This window comes from Terriglobales bacterium, from assembly GCA_035487355.1.
Lineage (GTDB): Bacteria > Acidobacteriota > Terriglobia > Terriglobales > Acidobacteriaceae > QIAW01.
Genome location: DATHMF010000003.1, coordinates 27,215 through 47,787 on the forward strand (window position 1 = coordinate 27,215; position 20,573 = coordinate 47,787).

General features: G+C 54.0%; 20 protein-coding genes. 11 read left to right on the plus strand and 9 right to left on the minus strand.

The window, feature by feature from the left end; genetic code table 11:
- The first annotated feature begins 28 nt into the window (after positions 1-28).
- A complete protein-coding gene (locus VK738_00350) occupies positions 29-904 on the plus strand; it encodes a UbiA-like polyprenyltransferase (protein ID HTD21082.1) in 876 nt (291 codons plus the stop codon).
- A gap of 43 nt (positions 905-947) precedes the next feature.
- Here VK738_00350 and VK738_00355 read toward each other — a convergent pair whose 3' ends face one another.
- Positions 948-1,586, minus strand: coding sequence for a hypothetical protein (locus VK738_00355; protein HTD21083.1), 639 nt, complete (start codon positions 1,584-1,586; stop codon positions 948-950).
- A gap of 401 nt (positions 1,587-1,987) precedes the next feature.
- Here VK738_00355 and mqnE point away from each other — a divergent pair, with 401 nt between their 5' ends.
- From mqnE to VK738_00370, 3 genes are all read left to right on the plus strand, one after another.
- Positions 1,988-3,127, plus strand: coding sequence for an aminofutalosine synthase MqnE (mqnE, locus tag VK738_00360; protein ID HTD21084.1), 1,140 nt, complete (start codon positions 1,988-1,990; stop codon positions 3,125-3,127).
- Positions 3,128-3,391: 264 nt separating this feature from the next.
- A complete protein-coding gene (locus VK738_00365; GenBank protein HTD21085.1) occupies positions 3,392-4,435 on the plus strand; it encodes a hypothetical protein in 1,044 nt (347 codons plus the stop codon).
- Positions 4,436-4,517: 82 nt separating this feature from the next.
- Complete coding sequence (locus VK738_00370; protein ID HTD21086.1) at positions 4,518-5,771, plus strand: N(4)-(beta-N-acetylglucosaminyl)-L-asparaginase; 1,254 nt, start codon at positions 4,518-4,520, stop codon at positions 5,769-5,771.
- 20 nt (positions 5,772-5,791) lie between these two features.
- Here VK738_00370 and VK738_00375 read toward each other — a convergent pair whose 3' ends face one another.
- The 3 genes from VK738_00375 to VK738_00385 all read right to left on the minus strand — a co-directional run bounded on the left by VK738_00375 (position 5,792) and on the right by VK738_00385 (position 8,298).
- Complete coding sequence (locus tag VK738_00375) at positions 5,792-6,763, minus strand: deoxyhypusine synthase family protein (GenBank protein ID HTD21087.1); 972 nt, start codon at positions 6,761-6,763, stop codon at positions 5,792-5,794.
- A 140-nt stretch (positions 6,764-6,903) separates the two neighbouring features.
- Complete coding sequence (locus VK738_00380; protein HTD21088.1) at positions 6,904-8,082, minus strand: acyl-CoA dehydrogenase family protein; 1,179 nt, start codon at positions 8,080-8,082, stop codon at positions 6,904-6,906.
- Positions 8,083-8,118: 36 nt separating this feature from the next.
- A complete protein-coding gene (locus tag VK738_00385) occupies positions 8,119-8,298 on the minus strand; it encodes a hypothetical protein (protein HTD21089.1) in 180 nt (59 codons plus the stop codon).
- Positions 8,299-8,569: 271 nt separating this feature from the next.
- On the opposite strand from VK738_00385, the gene VK738_00390 reads away from it, so the two are divergent.
- Positions 8,570-8,947, plus strand: a complete 378-nt coding sequence (locus VK738_00390; GenBank protein HTD21090.1) for a hypothetical protein — start codon at positions 8,570-8,572, stop codon at positions 8,945-8,947.
- A gap of 38 nt (positions 8,948-8,985) precedes the next feature.
- Here the strand turns inward: VK738_00390 and pyrF are convergent, their stop codons facing one another.
- Together pyrF and VK738_00400 are read right to left on the minus strand one after the other, a co-directional pair.
- Entirely contained in the window at positions 8,986-9,726 is a 741-nt protein-coding gene (gene pyrF, locus VK738_00395; GenBank protein HTD21091.1) for an orotidine-5'-phosphate decarboxylase, read from the minus strand.
- 53 nt (positions 9,727-9,779) lie between these two features.
- On the minus strand, positions 9,780-10,289 hold the full coding sequence (locus tag VK738_00400) for a septal ring lytic transglycosylase RlpA family protein (GenBank protein HTD21092.1): 510 nt from the start codon (positions 10,287-10,289) through the stop codon (positions 9,780-9,782).
- A gap of 538 nt (positions 10,290-10,827) precedes the next feature.
- Between VK738_00400 and thiD the strand changes: the two genes are divergently transcribed.
- Both thiD and VK738_00410 read left to right on the plus strand, forming a co-directional pair.
- Positions 10,828-11,697 carry a bifunctional hydroxymethylpyrimidine kinase/phosphomethylpyrimidine kinase gene (thiD, locus tag VK738_00405; GenBank protein ID HTD21093.1) on the plus strand — a complete coding sequence of 290 codons (870 nt, stop codon included), beginning with the start codon at positions 10,828-10,830 and terminating at the stop codon, positions 11,695-11,697.
- 141 nt (positions 11,698-11,838) lie between these two features.
- A complete protein-coding gene (locus VK738_00410) occupies positions 11,839-14,325 on the plus strand; it encodes a TonB-dependent receptor (protein HTD21094.1) in 2,487 nt (828 codons plus the stop codon).
- Positions 14,326-14,450: 125 nt separating this feature from the next.
- Here the strand turns inward: VK738_00410 and VK738_00415 are convergent, their stop codons facing one another.
- A complete protein-coding gene (locus VK738_00415; GenBank protein HTD21095.1) occupies positions 14,451-14,921 on the minus strand; it encodes a hypothetical protein in 471 nt (156 codons plus the stop codon).
- A gap of 127 nt (positions 14,922-15,048) precedes the next feature.
- Positions 15,049-15,396, minus strand: coding sequence for a hypothetical protein (locus tag VK738_00420; GenBank protein HTD21096.1), 348 nt, complete (start codon positions 15,394-15,396; stop codon positions 15,049-15,051).
- On the opposite strand from VK738_00420, the gene VK738_00425 reads away from it, so the two are divergent.
- The 4 genes from VK738_00425 (at position 15,390) to aroA (ending at position 19,363) form a co-directional block, all read left to right on the plus strand.
- Positions 15,390-16,637: a hypothetical protein gene (locus VK738_00425; protein HTD21097.1), complete on the plus strand. Its 1,248-nt coding sequence runs from the start codon at positions 15,390-15,392 to the stop codon at positions 16,635-16,637. The genes VK738_00420 and VK738_00425 overlap by 7 nt on opposite strands.
- A gap of 121 nt (positions 16,638-16,758) precedes the next feature.
- Positions 16,759-17,052 (plus strand): PspC domain-containing protein, encoded by a 294-nt coding sequence (locus VK738_00430; GenBank protein ID HTD21098.1) that lies wholly within the window; start codon positions 16,759-16,761, stop codon positions 17,050-17,052.
- Between the two features lie 39 nt (positions 17,053-17,091).
- Positions 17,092-17,898, plus strand: a complete 807-nt coding sequence (locus VK738_00435; GenBank protein ID HTD21099.1) for an alpha/beta fold hydrolase — start codon at positions 17,092-17,094, stop codon at positions 17,896-17,898.
- 166 nt (positions 17,899-18,064) lie between these two features.
- Positions 18,065-19,363, plus strand: coding sequence for a 3-phosphoshikimate 1-carboxyvinyltransferase (aroA, locus tag VK738_00440; protein HTD21100.1), 1,299 nt, complete (start codon positions 18,065-18,067; stop codon positions 19,361-19,363).
- A gap of 97 nt (positions 19,364-19,460) precedes the next feature.
- Here the strand turns inward: aroA and VK738_00445 are convergent, their stop codons facing one another.
- Complete coding sequence (locus tag VK738_00445) at positions 19,461-20,519, minus strand: hypothetical protein (GenBank protein ID HTD21101.1); 1,059 nt, start codon at positions 20,517-20,519, stop codon at positions 19,461-19,463.
- Positions 20,520-20,573: the final 54 nt, after the last annotated feature.

Genomic DNA, 20,573 nt, shown 5'->3' on the forward strand with positions numbered 1-20,573 from the left:
CCGCGCAGACTCCAGCTACAATATTGTTGTGCCTCTGCTTCGCGACATTCGCACCACTCTGGAGATGATCAAGTGGGAGCACTCCGTTTTCGCGCTTCCGTTTGCTCTTTGCGGCGCTATGCTTGCGGCTCGAGGATGGCCGGCGGCGTGGCAGCTCTTCTGGATTGTTGTCGCCATGGTGGGCGCGCGCTCGGCTGCCATGGCCTTCAATCGTCTGATAGATGCTGAAATTGACGCTGCCAATCCGCGCACGAGCATGCGCGCCATACCTGCCGGCGCCCTTTCGCGAAAGTTCGTTGCCGTCTTTGTCGTGATCTCAGCCGCTGTTCTCATGCTGGCTGCGTGGCGGCTGAATCGTCTGGCTTTTTACCTTTCTCCTGTGGCGCTGGCTGTAGTTCTCTTGTATTCATTTACCAAACGGTTTACGAGCTGGTCGCATCTGGTGTTGGGTTTCGCTTTGGGAATCGCTCCTGCCGCAGCCTGGATCGCAGTTCGCGGATCACTCGATCCGCGTATCCTGCTGCTTACAGCGGCTGTGACCTTTTGGGTGAGCGGATTTGATGTGCTCTACGCCTGCCAGGATTACGAGTTTGACCGCCAGCGGGGACTGTATTCGATTCCGCGCTTTGCCGGTATCAGCAATGCGCTCTGGATCGCCCGCGTCCTGCATTTCATCATGCTCGGCCTGTTGGCGGCGTTGGTGATGGTCTTTGGATTAGGGAAGTTTTCGCTCGCCGGGGTCCTGGTGGTGGCCGTGTTGCTGATCTACGAGCATTCGCTGGTGCGTGCCAATGATCTCAGCAAACTCAACGCCGCATTTTTCACGATGAACGGCGTTATCTCAGTCGTGTTTTTCCTTTTTATCGCCGCAGATCTGCTCTTGCCTAACCTGGGCGGGCGTTAAGAAGTCGAATATTTAAACCGCAGGTGTTTCTGAGATGTCGCCGTTAGCGCGCCCCGCCGATTGGCTTTTGCTCAAAACTGAGTGATTCCATGCTGCGAATCAAGGTATCCATGTCATCGGAGTTCACAGCCATGAAAGTGAATGTGACTGCGTAATTCGATGACAACATGAAAACCTGGGTTTGATAGAAGACAGGACTGCCAGGCGTGGACTTCGATACCAGATCAACCCGATAGAACTGCTTGCCTGCAAACGTGTACTGCTTATCGGTGTGCAGCACATCAAAGCCGCCCGACGGCCCGGCAAATGTTTTCAGAGCGCCTTCGATAAAAGTCTTCGGGGTGGTGTTCTTCGGCAAAGGGTCGGCGTTAATCGCGATGTAGCGCATATCCGTTCCATCCGATGACGCAGGATTGCCGGTAAACAATGCGTATTGGCTCGCCCCGGAGCTGGAAGACTGGACCGCGGTGCCCTTCCAACCTTCCGGATAACGATAGGAGAATCCGAAATAGCTGTTTACGTAATGCTTCCCGTCAATAACTCCGAAATCGGGGTGAGGTTCAGTCACTTGCGGACCGAGTTCAGCCCGCGGACCGGAGCCCTGAGGCTGGCCGATCAGGGACGAGGCCATTAGTATGATGGCGCAAAATAAAGCAATGACAGAAACACGTTGTACGGACATGAAGAAACCTCATAACTTAATATATGTATGGGTTTTTGATTGCATACTCGCCACCATGTTGGGCGAGATGGGTCGTTTTCAAAGTAGCTCTTACACCCCAGCTATTGAGGTGCTAACTGCTTAAGTACATTCCACTTTCTCATCATTGGACAGTAACGCGAAAGTTACTCTAGTACCATATACTGGTACCAAAGTAACATACGTACCATTATGTGGTACGATGTCGCGAGTTATGAAATTCCTGAAATGAAACGCTTGCGCCTTTTCAGGGGCCGGAAAGCATGCCAGTTTTTGAACGCTGGAATGGGTTTGCCGGTTAAGAGTTGAACACCATGTGCTGATTACTAAATAATTGCTAAATACTTTTTTCACGCGTTATCATCAATAATAGTTAACAGTTCATGATGCACACACGCCAGACCCACGCTTTTCAGACCGACGACATACGCCTGCGTCCTATTGCCGATAAGGTAGTTGCCGGCGAACGGCTCACGCCAGCGGATGCACTCGCGCTCTTTCAATCGTCCGATATTTTGGCCATTGGCTGGATGGCCAACCAGGTGCGCGAACGCATGCACGGTGATGTGACCTACTTCAACGTGAACCGTCACATTAATCCGACGAACGTCTGCGTGGCTGCCTGCCGTCTGTGCGCCTTCGGACGAAAAAAAGATACGCACGGTTCCTACACCATGGCGCTGGAAGAAGCCTGGCAAACGGCGGCATCGGGCTATTCGGAAGCTGTGACGGAGTTCCACATCGTCGGAGGATTGCATCCTGACCTGCCATTCTCGTATTTTCTGGACCTGATTGCCGGACTCAAACAGCGCTTTCCCAAAGTGCATCTCAAGGCGTTCACCATGGTAGAAGTTGCGTATCTGGCCAAGCGAGCGAAGCTTTCAATCCGTGAGACGCTGGAACAATTGAAGATGGCGGGCGTGGATTCGCTGCCTGGCGGCGGCGCAGAGATTTTTGCCCCGCGGGTACGGTCCATCATCTGCGACCATAAGATTGACGGTTCCGAGTGGCTGGAAACCGCGCGCCTCGCGCACCAGATCGGGCTGCGCTCCAACGCGACCATGCTCTACGGCCACGTGGAAAACGATGAAGACCGCGTAGATCATTTGCTCAAGCTGCGTCAGTTGCAGGATGAAACCAGCGGCTTTCAGACTTACATTCCGCTGGCGTTCCATCCTGATAACACACCTTTGCAACACCTGCCAAAAACCACCGGCATGCTGGACATCAAGAACATCGCATTAGGCCGCCTGGTGCTCGATAATTTTCCGCACATCAAGGCCTACTGGCAGATGATGACACCTAAAATCGCGCAGATTGCCTTGCGCTTCGGCGCCGATGACATTGACGGCACCGTGATCGAGGAAAAAATCTACCACGACGCCGGCGCGACGACTCCGCAGGGAATGCGCCGCGAAGAGTTGACCCGGCTTATCCGCGAGGCCGGCCGCGAGCCGGTTGAGCGCGACACCATGTACCACCCTGTTACCCGCACCGAGACGTCGTTTACGGTTGCGGTGTAAGCGTAACCATCTAAATCGGCGTTGACCGCGTTCATCGTTCATTGTTCATCTGCGGCGAAAGGAAATCCTCGTTCTGCACAGCACAAGATTTCAAATTGCAAGAAATTTATCTACCTAGAACCCACTCATAGGTAGATTATTTCTGCTCCCGCTGTTTCTTGCGGGTGTAGAATCACGGCAGATAAGAGGTTCCAGGCACAAATCTCATCCTGCACTGGAAAAACGTTAACGTTCCCAGCGACTTCGATTCCCAACGAGGTTCTAATGAACGTGCATATCAGTTATAAAACCGCTAAGGCCCCCGATGTTGAGCGGGAATTTGCACACCATATCCAAAAATTAGACCGGCGGCTGCTGGTCTTTCGTCCTGACCTGGTGCATCTGCACGGGATTGTAGACCAGGGCAGCTCTTTGCGTGGCGAGACTTCCATCTCGCTCAATTTGCGTTTGCCTTCAGGGCAGCTCGCCTCGCAGCAATCGGGTCCGACGGCGGTGAGGGCCATGAAGGCCGCGTTCAGCGAACTGTTGAAACAACTGACCAAGCACAAAGACCTGCTGCGCGGATTTCACCGCCGCGCGCGCCGAAAAGCAGGGAATGGCCTGGCGAAGCAGATCCCGTTCGAGCAGACGTTTGCTGCAGTGCATCCCCCGCTGGCTTCGGTGGAGGACATCTATTCATTTGTTAACGCGAATTTAGTGAAGATCGAACGGTTTATCGTGCGCGAGATGCGCTATCGCACCAACCAGGCACAGGTGGATTCGGAGGCCGTAGATCCGAAAGAAGTTCTCGATGAAGTCGTGGCTACGGCTTTGGGCGAAGAGGAGAACAAGCCCGAACTTCTTACCCTGGAACGCTGGATGTATCGCCTGGCCATACAAGCAATCAACCGCCTGACGAGCAACGATCCCGAACAGGAGAATGCAGTTCCCCTGGAACGCTCGGAGCGCAAACGCAACGTGACCGGCAGCGACGAGGCCGAAATGCAGTTCCATCAGCCCGACGAAACCCTGCTGGCAGAAAGTGTAATTGCCGACCGCCGCCAGGCCACGCCGGAAGAAATCACGTATTCCGACGAGATGATCAACTTAGTAGAGGTTGCGTTGCTCCGGGCAAAAAAAGAAGACCGGGAAGCGTTCATTCTGTATGCGGTTGAAGGCTTCACACTTGATGAAATTGCTACCACCACGGAACGCAACGGCGAACAAGTGCGCAAATCCATTCACAATGCGCGTACGTATTTGAAGAAGACACTTCATATTCCCAATCCCTTTAAAGACAGGCTGCTGCAACATTCCCGAATTGCGTAATTTGAAGATGATCACTGATGTGTTAGCGGCATCGTGAAAATGGCATAATGTCCCTCTGAATCCTGCAAGGGGGGTTAGTGCCATGAAATTTTCTCGCCGTGATTTTCTTGCTACCGCCGCGTTAACTTCTGCCTCATTGGCGGCGGGCATAGAAAGCGATGCCCAGGAAACCACCACCCACGATCACAAACCGCGTCAGACGATGACCATGGCGGAGCCGGTTGCTTACAAGCGTCCGGTCATTATCTGCAAGCCCACGGGAACGCAGGGGATTGACGCTGCTTACGACATGCTGCGCAACGGACAGGATACGCTTGATGCCGTCCTGCACGTCTGCAAGGTGCAGGAGGATGATCCGAATGACGACTCGGTCGGTCTGGGCGGATTGCCGAATGAAGAGGGTGTGGTGGAGCTTGACGCCTGTTGCATGCACGGTCCTACACGGCGCGCCGGATCGGTGGGCGGTGTACGCAACATCAAAAATGTTTGCCTCGTCGCCAAAGCCGTGATGGAGCACACGGGACACGTCATGCTCGTCGGCGAAGGCGCCGAGCGCTTTGCTGTTGACATGGGCTTTCCCAGAGAAAACCTTCTCACCGAGCACTCGCGCAAGATCTGGTTGCTGTGGAAAGAGACCCACTCTGATAAAGACTGGTGGGGACCAGGCGTGGCCGATCCAAGCTGGAAGCCTCCGATTCAAACTCCACGGTCAAGATATGTTCCCCGATCGGGAAAAGATGTGGAAGCAGCTATCCACGAGCTGGAGCCTCTGGCCGCCGCCATTGGCATTGAGCCGGAATTTCGCCGCGGCGCCATCGAGCGCGTGCTCTTTCCGCCAACCGGCACGATTCACGTCTCCGCGGTGAACGAAAAGGGAGAGATGTCGGGTGCGACCACCACCAGCGGTCTGGCATGGAAGCTTGCTGGACGCCTGGGCGACTCACCCATCATCGGCGCGGGATGCTACACCGATCAGGATGTGGGCTCCGCGGGCGCTACTGGCAGCGGCGAGGAGAACATCAAGGTCGCAGGTGCGCATACTATCGTGGAAAACATGCGCAAGGGAATGTCGCCACAGGAGGCGGGCATGGAGACGCTCCGCCGCATCGCCCGCAACCACAATAACGATATGAACCGCTTGCGTTACCTCGACATGGTCTATTACATTCTGCGCAAAGATGGGGCTTATGCCGGCGTTGCTCTGTGGAGCGGACCGCCAGATCATCCGCGCAGCTTCGCGGTGCACGATGGAACCAAGCGCATCGAGAAGTGCGCATATCTGTTTGAAGGTGCTTCCATTGATTGGCCGCCGATTCCCAAGCTGCCTGAAAATTGATGTGGCGCTTCAACGCCGGCTCACCATCCCAGGACGTAGGCAAAAATCAACGGCGCAACAATGGTGGCGTCTGACTCGATGATGAACTTCGGCGTGTCTATTCCCAACTTGCCCCACGTGATTTTTTCGTTGGGGACCGCGCCGGAATATGAGCCATAACTGGTGGTGGAGTCGCTGATCTGGCAGAAATATGCCCATAGCGGAACATTGTTGCGTTGCAAATCCTGATGCAGCATGGGAACGACGCAAATAGGGAAGTCGCCGGCGATTCCGCCGCCAATCTGGAAGAAGCCCAGCGGGGTTTTGGCTGTGGTCTCGGTGTACCATTCGGCAAGTTCCATCATGTACTCGATTCCTGTCCTGACCGTGTGGACTTTTTTTACATCGCCGCTGATGCAGTGGCCGGCGTACATATTTCCGAGGGTAGCGTCCTCCCATCCGGGGACGAACATAGGCAGATTTTTTTCTGCTGCCGCCATCAGCCAACTGTTCTTAGGATCAATCTGGTAGGAATCCTTGAGCTTGCAGGCCCGCAAGATCTTATACATAAACTCGTGAGGGAAGTAGCGTTCGTTCTTCTTATCTGCCGCCACCCACTCTTCCAGTACCACGCTTTCGATGCGGCGCATGGCCTCCATCTCTGGGATGCACGTATCTGTTACACGGTTCATGTGCCGGGCGAGCAGTGCGGCTTCGTCCTTCGGGGTCAGATCACGGTAATGGGGGACGCGCTCGTAGAAATTGTGGGCCACGAGATTGAAGACGTCCTCCTCGAGGTTGGCGCCGGTACAACAGATGCCGTGGACTTTATCCTGGCGGATCATCTCGGCCAAAGATATCCCCAACTCGGCCGTGCTCATGGCCCCGGCAATGGTTACAAACATCTTGCCGCCCTTTTCCAGGAGCTGGATATAGCCTTTGGCGGCATCCATCATCGCCGCCGCGTTGAAGTGCCGGTAGTGCCGTTGCATGAACTCGGTGATAGGACCCATTACAGCTCCGTTCAGATGAAGTTGTTAAACCTCACAAGATATCATGAATGAAAAAAACTCTCACCTAGAGACGAACAATATGGAGACGGTTCTCTGAGTGAAAGCTCGAACTTGCCGAGAATTACATTGCGAAATTGGGTTCAGAACGCGTCAGAGCCGGTGATGTTCGCACCGATGATCAACGCGTGGATGTCATGCGTACCCTCATAGGTCTTGACCGATTCCAGGTTCATCATGTGGCGCATCACAGGGTAGTCATCGGTGATGCCATTGGCCCCGAGGATGTCGCGGGCCATGCGGGCGCACTCCAGGGCCATCCAGACGTTGTTGCGCTTGGCCATGGAGATATGTTGGTGCTGGACCTTTTCTGCGTCTTTCAAACGGCCAACCTGTAACGCCAGAAGCTGGGCCTTGGTGATCTCGCTGATCATCCAGACTAATTTTTCCTGGACCAACTGGTGCGAGGCGATGGGCTGATCGCGGAACTGCTTACGGACCTGGGAATATTGCAATGCGGCGTCATAGCAGGCCATGGCTGCGCCGATTGCGCCCCAGGAGATTCCGTAACGCGCCTGGTTGAGGCACATAAGCGGCGACTTCAGCCCGCCCGAGCCGAGTAAAAGATTGGACGCGGGTATGTGCACATCCTGCAGCGCCAGTCCTGAGGTCACCGACGCGCGCAGCGACCACTTGCCGTGGACATCGGTGGCTTTGAATCCGGGCCGGTCGGTCTCGACGAGAAAGCCGCGGACTTTGTCTCCCTCATCTTCGACTTTGGCCCAGATGACGGCAACATCGGCGATGCTGCCGGAGGTGATCCACATCTTCTCGCCGTTCAGGGTGTACTCGTTGCCCGATTTTTTGGCGCGGGTGAGCATGCCACCGGGGTTGGAGCCGAAGCCGGGCTCGGTCAACCCGAAGCATCCGATCTTTTCGCCCTTTTGCAGAGCTGGCAGCCACTTCTGTTTTTGTTCTTCGCTGCCAAACGCGTAGATGGGATACATCACCAGCGCCGACTGCACGCTCACGAATGAGCGTACGCCGCTGTCGCCGCGCTCCAGCTCCTGCATCACCAGGCCGTATTCGACGTTGCTCATGCCGGCGCAGCCGTAGCCCTTAAGGCTGGCGCCAAAGAATCCCAACTCGCCGAAGGGTTTCACCAGCTCGCGCGGGAAGCGGCCTTCACGGTTGCACGGTTCGATGATCGGGATGAGGTTCTCTTCGATGAACTTGCGGGTCGTGTCGCGCACCAAGCGCTCGTCGTCGTTGAGCAGGGAGTCGAACTCGATGAAGTCCACTCCCTTGAATTTCACGGGCATAGTCCGTCCTTACGGTTGGGCATCCAGGGGAAGTGCTTACAGTTTTTCGAAAAATTCGCAGCCGGAGCAGGAAATATAGATTCCACCTGAGATGCTACGCTCACGGTCCTTCATGCGTTTTACGATGCGGGTGGGCTTGCCGCACTTGGGACAATCGGTGCTCTTGCTGGTATCCATGACCTTTTTGCGGTCGGCTGTCTTGGCAATCTTTGCCATGTGTCAATCTCCTAAAATAATTTCGGATTTGCGGCAGCGGTGCTTGGGCGCGAATGCAACCGTGGATGGCCCGCTGGGAGGGATTCTGGAAAAAATCTCTGCTCACCTCGCCGCAGATCCAGTTTACATGAGAAGAGCAGGGATTGTCGTGGGCTTGCGTAGGTGTGACTTATTTCCGCTTCGAGCGTCAGTTGTCATGAGGCCTGAGTTTCCGGTAGTGTAGAAGCAATCCCTCAAAGAAGGTCATATTCAATATTCAGGAGAAAAGGTAATGAAAAAGATCATGGGCATGATGCTGTTAATGGCGCTGGTGGGGGGCTTGGCCTTCGCCGGGGATCCCGATAAAGCAAAAACTCAGACCATCACAGGCTATCTGGTGGATGTGGCTTGCGCTGCCGATAATGCGTCCCATCCGGAGCCGGGCTTTGCGGCCAAGCACGATAAAGGCTGCTTGCAGATGGCAGAGTGCGTACAAAGCGGCTATGCCATTTTGACCGACGATAACAAAGTCATTAAATTGGACAAACAATCCAACGAAACCGCCAAGAAGCTCATCGCTGATACCGACAAAAAAGACAACTGGAAGATCAGCGCCACCGGCACATTGAATGGAAACCTCTTCGCTGCACAATCGCTTAAATTGCAGTAAGGGAATTACGGTACGTGGGCGCAAAATGCCCACACCGGCTACTGGGGCGCCAGTTCGGGCGCCCTTTGACTTTTTAGCGCGGACTCGATTTCATGAACGATCTCCCGGGCAGCCTGGGCCGGGTTTTTGGCCTCGGTAATGGGTCTCCCAACGACGATATAGCTGGCGCCGGAGTTAATCGCGGCTGAGGGCGTAGCTACTCGTGCCTGGTCGTCGTCGGCCGAGCCTGCTGGGCGAATCCCAGGGGTGACGATAGCAAATCCTGCTCCCAGCTCCTGGCGTAACGCTTTGACTTCGGCGACGGAGCTTACTACGCCTCCGCAGCCGGCGGCCAGCGCCAGAGAGGCCAGCCGTAAGACGTTATCGGTGGTTTTCCCAGAAAAACCGACTTCCTGGACGTCCTGATCTGTGAAGCTAGTGAGCACAGTAACGGCCAACACCAAGGGCGGGTGGGTGGCCGAAGTGGCGGCTTTGACGGCCGCGTTTAGCATCCTGCTTCCCCCGGAGGCATGGATAGTGAGCATACTTACACCCAAGGCTGAAGCCGAGCTAACGGCTGCGGCCACGGTGTGGGGGATGTCATGAAATTTGAGGTCGAGGAAGACCTTTTTGCCGGAAGCGACCAGATCGCGGACAATTTCAGGTCCAACGGCGGTAAACAGTTGTTTGCCGACCTTGAACAGACCGGCTGATTCCCCGACTGACTGGACAATTTTTGTGGCCTCGGATGTTGTTGAGACATCCAAGGCCACAATTAACCGTTCGCGCGGGAGGGACATTAGTTTTCAAAACCCTTGGGTTTCAGTCTAACCCAGCCCAGAAGGGAATGGAATCAGTTTAGTTGGTTCAGATTAAGGGCGTAAGCCACGGCTTCCGGCTTAAGCAGGTCCAGACGGACCTTTTCTACCCCTCGGGCCCGTAAATCCAGGAGGGTGGCAGCCTCAAAGGAGAGGTCAATGATGCGGGATTCAGGTACCGGTCCGCGGTCGTTGATTCTTACGATCACCGACCTGCTATTGCGGACGTTCGTAACCTTAACCCAGGTTCCCAGCGGCAGGTGGCGATGAGCGGCAGTCAGGGTAAACATATCAAAGGGTTCGCCGCTGGCTGTAGTTCTTCCGTGGAACTGGCGGCCATACCAGGATGCTTTGCCGATCTCATAGGCTTTTGCCGGTTTTAAATTGGGTTTGTATGGTAAACGGGGCGTTGTTGGCCCGGTTTCTATGGAAGTGGCCTTCACATTTGCAATCTTTGGTTGTGACTCAGAACTGGCCGGTGATGCTGCTTCCACGGTGGCGATCAATAGAACGACCGTCATCATGTAGGTCAGTAGTTGTCTCATTCAAATATACCTCATCGATAGTTAGTTATCCTCCCCAGGAACTAAGTTGCCTTAATTATAAGAAAGAAAAGGAGATCTGGTCAATTGGGGTTACCAATTGTGTAACACAGGAAGTTGCGTTTTTGACACAGTGGTGAGTTGGAGCGTTACCAATGGACATGAACCTCAAGTGCGGCTGCAAGAAAGCACTGCTTACCGCGGATTTCACGGATTTGCGCGGATTTAGAAGATCTCAAGGGGACTTTGGCCTAACATGAGCTCTCGAGCCAGAAAATTTGGCAAAAAGCAAAACCCGACTGCAGATTGATGTAGATGAGCTCCGCTTCATTCTTGCTCCCAAAGAATTAGCTACTGCCACAGGGGCGTAAGGGGAAGCAACTGGGCACCTGCGGCTTCTTTAGCCCGGAGCCGGTTCTGCCCTCTTCCGCTTTCGGATCCTCGTATCCGCGACGCCTGGCACAGCCGGACGGCTGTGCCACACCAGCCTTGCCCCAATTTTGTGCTTGCATTCTGGTGGCGTTGCGTTAGATTGAAAAAAATGGCCAACTCCCAGCCTGTTGTACTCAGCATCGCCGGCTACGATCCATCCTCGGGTGCAGGCGTAACGGCCGATATTAAGACTCTGGCTGCTCACGGCTGCTATGGCGTGAGCTGCATAACTGCCCTTACAGTGCAATCAACGACCGGTGTGACCCAAGTGCAAGCGGTCTCGGGCAAGCTGGTAGCGGATACCCTGTACGAGTTGGCCAAGGACTTCCAGATTTCAGCAGTCCGCATAGGCATGCTGGGCTCAGCCGAGGTCGTGGAAGCGGTAGCTGAGGGGCTTAAGAAAGCCAACTTTCCGAATATTGTGCTCGACCCGATCTTCAAGTCGTCATCGGGGGCAACCCTGCTGGATAAGAAAGGGATAGATGTGCTTCGGCAAAAGCTGGTGTCTCTTTCGACGGTCATTACGCCTAATGCTGATGAAGCCATCGCCCTGACCGGCCTTCCGGTGAGCAATCTGCCGGAAATGAAGGCCGCCGCCTCCAAACTGCACGAATTAGGGGCAAAAAACGTGGTGGTGACCGGGGGCGATATGTCCAGCGCAACCAGGGAGAAGGCCATTGACCTGCTCAGCATGCAGACCGAAGCCGGCTGTGTGCAGGAAGAGTTTTCGTCGGAGCGGGTAAAGTCAAAATCTACCCATGGGACAGGCTGTGCTTTTGCCACAGCGCTGGCGGCCAACCTTGCCTTGGGGAGGCAGTTGAGCGATGCGGTGGTATTGGCCAAGGCTTTTGTAAAGAAAGCGATTTCCCAAGCGCATCCTTTAGGTAGGGGGGTTGGACCGCTGAATCACCTCTACCGACTGGAAGAGACCCCCAGAGTACAGCAAGAAAGCCTGCACCATGCGCTGAAAGACCATTGATCGGGTATTAACCACTTGGTAAGACATAAAAGTGGTCAATACAGGACAGACGCTGAGAGCATTGATCGAATATGACTCCTGCAACAGGGTTAGGTTGAGGTTAAAAAAAGGGTCATGCGCAACTCTAGCGACAGGCCGGTTATGTTCCGACGCGCTTGCATTATTGTCCTAAGCCTAATTGCTTCCCACTATTGCATTGCCCGCGACCTTTCTTCTGCCAGCTTGCGTATTACCGCTTTTGACGAATCGAATGCGGCTGTTACGAAGGCGCAAATCCAACTCTGGTTTCAAGGTAAGAGCGTCAACACTACGACAACCAATACCCAAGGTGAGGCCGAATTCCTGAACCTGCCGCCCGGCAGCTACAAAGTAGTTATATCCAGGCAGGGGTTTGAAACCATCATCCGGCAGGACATCATGGTCAATGCGGGACAGACGATGAAGTTAACTCTGGTCCTGAAGGTTGCGACCGTAAAGCAAGAAGTCAACGTTGCCGGGACTACAGACTCTCCTGTGGCGCAAAGCTCATCGGTGGGAACCCAACTTCCGCGCGATCAAGTGAAGGAAATACCGGGCAGACCGGTCACGATCATAGACGCGCTGCCGCTGGTCCCAGGCGTGGTGCGTGCGCCGAACGGGACGGTCCTCATTTACGGCAGCAATGAACATCACAGCGGGTTTGTGGTGAATTCAGCAAACGTGACCGATCCTGTGACAGGCCAGTTCCAACCCACAGTGCCCATCGATAGCGTGGATACGGTCACCGTATATAAAACACCCTATCTAGCCCAGTACGGCGGTTTTACATCGGGAATTGTCTCCGTGGATACGCGCCGCGGCGGTGATAAGTGGCATTACGAGCTTAACGATCCTTTCCCGGAGTTTCGCGTCCGCAGTGCGCATATAGTAGGACTGCGAGAAATAACCCCGCGGGTCAACTTCAACGGTCCTCTGATTGCGAACCGGCTGTACTTCGCCGATGCCGGGGAGTACGTGCTGCGAAAGCAAGCGGTAAGGAGCCTGCAGTATCCATTCAACGAGATGAAAGAACAATCGTTTAACTCGTTCACTCAGCTTGATTACCTGGTTTCTCCCAAGCACATTTTGACCGGGACTTTTCATCTAGCGCCCGTGAAGAGACAATTCGTCAATCTGGATTTTTTCAACCCGCAACCGGTAACACCAGATTTTGTTTTCCAGGGCGATACCACGAGCTTGTTAGACCGTCTCACAGTAAATGGCGGCGTGCTGCAGAGCACACTATCCCTGAACCGCGTTGATGCCAGCGTGCTGCCGCGGGGAGAAGCGGCGATGAACCTTGCCCCTATAGGAAATTCAGGCAACTACTTCAATGAACAACACCGGCGTGCATCCAGAGTGGAGTGGAGAGAGAACTTTTTTCTATCGCCGATGCAATGGGCAGGCACGCACAATTTCCAGTTTGGGACTACGTTGAGCCATACCCAGTTCCGCGCTTCGATCGAAGACAAGCCAGTCAATATTTTGAACACAAGTGGACAACGATTGAGACAGATCGAATTCACGAATACTCAGCCTATACGGCGGCAAGATGACGAAGTCGCAGCCTTTGGACAGGACCATTGGCAGGTTGGGCGAAAGCTAGCCTTGGATGCAGGGATCCGCATGGAGCGTCAAGATCTCAGCCGAACGCTTCGGCTCGCACCGCGTGTGGGGTTCGCATTTAAACCCTGGGCCAGTGATTCCACAGTCGTACGAGGGGGCTATGGCATCTTCTATGACACGGTTCCATTGAATATCTTCTCATTTAATCAGTTTCCCGAAGAGATCATCACCACGTATGACCTGAACTCCCCGGCCAACAGTCAACGCCGCCGTTATGGGCGCCTCACCCGGCCAGTACGTGGGCACAGCAAGACCTCTGTTCTCAGGGTACTTAACGATGCCGGGGGCAGATTCTCTCCGTCGAGTGCTGCGTGGAACATTGAAATCGAACATGCTATTTCGAATTCATTCCATATTCGAGCCAACTATCTGCAGAGCGAATCGGATGGACTATTTGTTATCAATCGAGAGGTCATTCAAGGAGGAGACTTCCTTGTACTTCGCGACACTGGCAAGTCGTTCTATCACCAACTGGAGTTGGGTGCGCATTTTACCTGGAAGCAGGGTGACATATCCGGTTCCTATGTCCGAAGCCACACGGCGGGCGATCTGAATGAGTTCGACAACTTCCTGGGCAATTTCCCGCTGCCTATCGTGTCGGCAAATAGATTCTCGGCGCTGCCAGGGGACATACCAAATCGCATACTGGTGTGGAGCCAGTTCAAGCTCCCCTTGAAAATGCATATTACTCCGCTGGTGGAGTACCGTAGCGGCTTCCCCTACCAGGTACGAGACGTGATGCAAAATTACGTTGCCCAGACCCATGAGACGCGTTTTCCCAGTTACTTTTCATTGGACGCGAGAATTGCCAAAGAGTTTAAGGTGATGAAGAACCATGCCCTGGAAGGCTCGGTCAGCATCACCAATATCACCAATCACTTCAATCCACTCGCGGTGCATTCGAACACGGCTGACCCACAGTTCGGGAGATTCTTTGCCTATTACGACCGCCGAGCGCGGATAGACCTCAATGTAAAGTTTTAAAAAAAGCAGTTTGGAGCTTCAATCCAATCAACCACAAAAATGCTTCAAGGGAAATCCTGAGACCGATGGAAAGAAAAAGCGCTGACTCTCAAAGAGTCAGCGCTTTTTGATGTCAGCCTTCAGGTTTAGGAGTTTGGGCTTTTCTTAAGCAAGATGCCGGCAACGAAAGCGGCCACTGCAGCCATGAGCCACTCGATGCGCCAGAGCTGGATCGCCTGCCAATCGGAGAAAGTTTTAACATCCGAGTAAATAATGGCAACGAGAAGAGTTGCCAGAATGCAAAGCACTCCTGCGCTAAAGGCCACAAAAGAAGCGGTGTTCAAGTTCAGGGACTGCCTCATACGATCAAGTGACTGCCGCATATGAGCAAAATCGAGAGCCCGGGAAGCTTTTTGTGACCAACTCGCATGGCTGGCCTGCACTTTGGGGTTGCGGTCTGTTCCGCAGCTATGGCAATAGCGCGCACCCATCACGAACTCTGAATTACAGCGAGTACATATTTCTGTTGTGGTATCAGCAGCGCTCTTATGCAATTGATCCACCGGCGGACGCCAGAATTCCGCACGGACTGCCGGATTTCTCATGACCTGTGACATTTAGAATTTCTCCCGTTGCCCTCATATAAAGGCAAATGAGAGGCCAAACTGCACCGTTTCTAAGTCATGTGTTACCAGTAACTTATGACAGCCACTGCGATTCTGAATTTCGGATTGCGAGAAATAATTACCTGGGTCGCCGGGGCATGCAAACTACCTTGGGATTGGGGGGCAGGTTGCTCCAAAACTGAAGCAGCACCATATCAGAAGGCTGCAACAAAACATTGAGCGGACGAGGCGCGCCATCGTTGAAGACGTTTTCATCCAGTATCATGTGTAAACGGAGAAGCGAGATACCGAGAGCTTTGGCCGCCTCTTCTTCCGTATAATTTTTTTTAAACGGTTGATTGGAATTTTTCATAAAGTGGCGATTGCTGAATTGCTGTATAAAATCCTCCGGATGGAAAGCAGGTTTTATCTTTTCGGGCTCTACCGCGACATCGGGTAAACTGCCCAGAGAATCTCCCCATGACACCTTACATGTTAGCCGGGCGGTATCGTAGCAGTTACTCCGTATTTCTACTGTTTTTTCTGATTTTGGCTTCTATTACTCCTGCGGAAGGCCAAAAAGATGAGGAAAAACCAGCAACCACGCACGTCACCGAGCAGAATGACGCGCTTACACGAAGCGGCTTCGATCATCGCTACCAGCTCGATTACGACACCGCTATCCATGACTTTGAATTGGCCGAGCAGGCGCACCCGGATGATCCTTTTGCAGTGAACCATCTGTTGGCCGCAATTTTTTTCCGCGAACTTTACCGCGGTGGAGCGCTGGATACCGGTCTTTATTCCAATAACAGCTTCCTGAACAAAAAGCGGATTCATCCTGATCCCCAGAATACCGCCCGGATCCAGGAGCTTACGCAAAAAGCGCTGAAGCTGGCCGATGCAAGCATCAAAGCGAATCCTAACGATGCCGATGCTTACTACGCCCGGGGAGTGACGCATGGCTTGCAATCCACGTACATCGCGCTGGTGGATAAATCCTGGTTCGCGGCGCTGGGCAGCGCCAAAGATGCGCGCCACGATCACGAAAAAGTCCTGGAGCTGAACCCGAACTACAATGACGCCAAGCTTATTGTCGGCATGCATTCTTATATCGTAGGCAGCTTGCCCTGGGCGGCGCGTATTCTGGCCCACATGGTGGGGGAAAGCGGAAACAAAATCACGGGCATCAAGCAACTTTATGCCGCCGCCGATGGAGGCGGAGAGGCGACGATAGACGCCAAGACCATACTCTCGTTGTTTTTGCGCCGCGAGCAGCGCTTTGATGAGGCACTCAAGGTACAGCGCTCGCTGGCGAAGGCGTATCCGGGGAATTTTTTGTTTGCGCTGGAGGAAGCCAATATCCTCAAAGATGCCGGCCGTGGCGCCGAGTCAATTGCTACCTACCAGCGCGTTTTGGAAAATGCGAAGAAGAATCAATACCACGAACCCCACCTGGAGTTTTTGTATTACGGCTTGGGGGAGGCCTTGCGCGGCCAGCATCAGGTTGATGCTGCGGCTGAGGCGTATGAAGGCGTTTTAAGCCTGCCGCATCCTGATCCCGATTTGCGCGCGCGCGCGGCACTGAGTGCGGGAGAAATGTACGACCTGCTGCAAAAGCGCGATCTGGCGCTGCAGAAATATCAAGACGTCATCGCTCAAAATGGGGATTCGGAGATGGCCAACACAGCCCGCAAGTATCTGAAAAACCCCTATCGCGTCGAATAAAAAAAATGCCAAGTGTGAAACCTTTTCCAGGGTGAAAACGTATTACTCATGAAAGGGGGCAAACAAAGACATGTACTGTAACTATTGCGGTAAGGTGATACCGGAAGATGCAACTATCTGCGTGCATTGCAACAAAAGTGTGGGCACAGCTCCGGCGCGTAAACACTTGATCCGCCCGCGCACAGGACGCAAAATTGCCGGGGTTGCGCTGGCGTTTGCCGAATACTTCGACCTGGATGTCTCGCTTATACGGGTGATTTGGCTGTTGGTGGCGATCTTCGGAGGAACCGGGATCGTGGCATATCTGGTGTGTTGGATCGTGATTCCATCCGAACCCGAAATACAAACTTCTGAGGCACAGGCTGCTGCTACAACCAGTTCTCCGGTGGGCAGTTCTTCTATCACAGCGACGTAAGTTCGAGCATGGCATAGAATATCTGCTTCGGAAACGACTATGCCCGAGCAGATTCATTCTGAAGACGCCAAGATTTTCTATGACACGCTGGGAGAAGGGCCGCCGCTGGTTTTGCTGCATCCTTTTCCTACAAACCATGATTTCTGGAGTCCGGTAGCGCCACAGCTTGCTGCGCGCTACCGGTTAATTCTGCCTGATCTGCGCTGCCATGGCGACTCCGAGCCTGGCACAGGTCCGGCGACGATGGAAAAACACGTAGCCGACCTGCAACGCATTCTGGATGCTGAACATATTCAGCGCGCCTACTTTGCCGGTGTTTCTATCGGGGGATACATCACTTTTGAATTTTGGCGGCGGCATCGGGAACGGATGCAGGCGTTGATTTTATGCGACACCCGCGCCCAGGCGGATACCGATGAAGGCCGTCAGACCAGGCTAAAAGCGGCTGAAGAAGTTGAGCACTCGGGGCCGGATGGCTACATTGAAGGCATGGTTCCAAAACTATTGGGAGAGACCACGCGCCGCAACCGGCTGGACCGGGTGAGTGAAGCTCGACGAATGATGGGGCGTATGACCGGGGCCGGTATCACTGCTGCCTTGCGGGGCATGGCCGCGAGGCCGGATTCGATTCCTACGCTGAAGACCATTAACGTTCCAACTTTGGTCATGGTGGGTAATGAAGATACGCTCACGCCCCCGGCTGATGCGGAATTAATGCATCGCGAAATTCGCGGCAGCGAGCTTGCCACGGTTCCTGCTGCTGGTCACTACGCTCCTTTTGAGCAGCCTGAGGCCGCGGTCCAGATCATGCGTGGATTTCTAGATAAGTTTTTTCGCCGCGGATAAACGCGGATTAACGAGGATCAGGAGATTGGCGGCAATGGTGCGTATTTTGCTTAGTACACCTGCAGAACACCACAAAGATCAAAAAGAAAAGTATGATAGATAGAGAAGCATAAAAGCCAAAGGCAATACTTTATCCGTATCTCTCGACATGACAAAAAACATAACCATGATTGACCAAAATAACGTGGTGGTCCGGCCAGCCAGAAATGTTCAAGGCATGGTGCGGCTGCCCGGTGACAAATCTATTTCGCACCGCTATGCCATGCTTGCAGGGCTGGCCAAGGGAAAAACCATCCTGGAAAATTTTTCCACCGGCGCGGATTGCGCCAGCACGCTGGGCTGCATGCAGGCGCTGGGATGCAAAGTCGTAAAAACAGGGAACACGGTGGAGATTGAAGGGCTGGGGGCGGAGTTGCAAGCCCCGCAAGTCCCGCTGGACTGTGGAAACTCAGGCTCTACTATACGCATGCTGTCAGGCATTCTGGCGGGGCAGAATTTTACCGCGGAGATGCAGGGCGATGAATCGCTCTCGCGGCGACCGATGGCGCGTGTCATCCGCCCGTTGACCATGATGGGGGCGAAATTCTCTTCTGCGGAAGGTGAGCGCCCGCCGTTGCGTATTATGGGTGCGAACGGCGCTTTGCGCGCGATTGATTACAAGACGCCGGTGGCCAGTGCGCAGGTCAAATCGTGCGTCCTGTTTGCCGGTCTTCTCGCCCAGGGCACAACGTCGGTTGAAGAATCAGTGCGCACGCGTGATCATGGCGAGCTGGCGTTGCGGGCTTTTGGCGCCGAGGTGCAACAAGAAAAGAACCGCAGCAGCATTCGCGGCCGGCAGGAGTTGCATGCCATCAAAGCCAACGTTCCAGGAGATATTTCTTCCGCATCATTTTTTATGTGCGCCGCCGCATTGTTTCCAGAGTCGAACCTGGTGCTGGAGAACGTTGGCCTGAATCCGACCCGCTCCTCGTTGCTCGATGTGCTGACCGCTTTGGGGGCGCGCGTGCGAATGCTCGATTTGAACGAAGCGAACTACGAGGTAACGGGTTCAGTCAAGGTGGAAGCAGGCCTGCTGAAAGGGACAACCGTCTCCGGCGGGCAATCAGCCGCCCTGATTGACGAGCTGCCTGTGCTGGCGGCCATAGCTCCTTATACGCAAGAGGGGGTTGAGATCCGCGATGCCGGCGAGTTGCGGGTGAAAGAGTCAGACCGTATTGCCACGGTGGCGCAAGGTCTGCGCGCCATGGGGGCCAAAGTGGAAGAGCTGTCTGATGGTTTGCGTGTGCCCGGAAAACAAAAACTGCATGGAGCGGAAATTGATTCGCACGGCGACCATCGCATTGCCATGGCTTTTAGCATCGCTGCTCTGCGCGCGGAGGGCGAAACCCACATCTTGGGAGCCGACGCGGCGCGCATCTCATTCCCTGAATTTTTCAATATGTTGAGCGCGATTACTGAATCGTAATAAGGTTGAGTATTCGCTTCTGACAAAGGGAAGCATGAGCCATACAAAAAGGCGGTCTGCCAAGGGCGCCTTTTAGCGCAACATTTTATGCTTTGAGTTACTTCAATGAAGCATGGAAAATCGCTAGATTACTCTTATCTGATCCGATAAATAAAAACTGATTTGGAGTGTGGCAGGCAAGCACAGTGCCTGGTTCGGCTTCAACGCTGTAACGTCCTATCACAGCGCCGGTGGAAGCATTCACTGTAACGATCGCCATATTATGGTGCTCCATTCCGCGAAAAATCTCGCGAAACGAGATGGCGAGCCGGTCTTTGGCAAGACCCATAGATGAAAAACTCATTCGTGGTTCCGGAGGATTGACCGGGAACGAGCGAACAGTTTGGCCAGAAGGGTCAAGTACATAGATGACAACCGGATTGGAACGCAAAGCTAGATAGACATAGCCGTTTACGTCGGTTTGGGCATCGCCTTCGAGCACAGGAAGAAAGGGCATCTCTTTTGTCGGGTCATTTTTTGCGGTGTAGTTCTTCTGTGCCGGCGCCGGGTTCGATGGATCGTCGCTCTGCAAGCTAATGCGACGAACCATGTGACCATGGTCGTCAAACAGAGCCAAGAATAGCCGGGGTGGCTGGCGCTCCTGACGCTGGCTGGGTGTTTGCGGTTCGGTTCCACTGACGAGAAAAGATTTGTCACTCAGCGCGGTCAGATGGGCGACCCAGAATTGCTGGTCCAGCTTCGCTTTCCATCGGATATTGCTGTCCCTGGAGAACGCGACAATGAACACATCCTCTTTTACCTGGACCGGCTGATACAAATTCCCATTCGGCAGAAGAGAGAAGTCGTAGGAAGCACCCTGCGACAGAGTTGGGTCGGAGTCGAGGCTGTACTTCAGCGTCCCGCCCTTGCCGTCAACCCGGGTGATCGGAACTCTGCGGTCGTCGGATTGATAGCCCCTGAAATAAACATTGCCATCAGCATCGCAGCGCGCAGGTTGATAGATGGGGCGATTGGATTCGGTAGGGATGACAACTTTTTCTTCAGGATGTAGGACCGTCATGTTATCGGCGTGCATGCCCATGTGATCGGGAGCGTCCTGGGGAAATAAGGGACACGCAAGAAAGACCAGAGCGAGTGTGATGAAGTTTGTTTTCATTTCTAATTGGGGCACAGCCGAGGCCGTGCCCCTTCAAAACACCGCACAGAAATT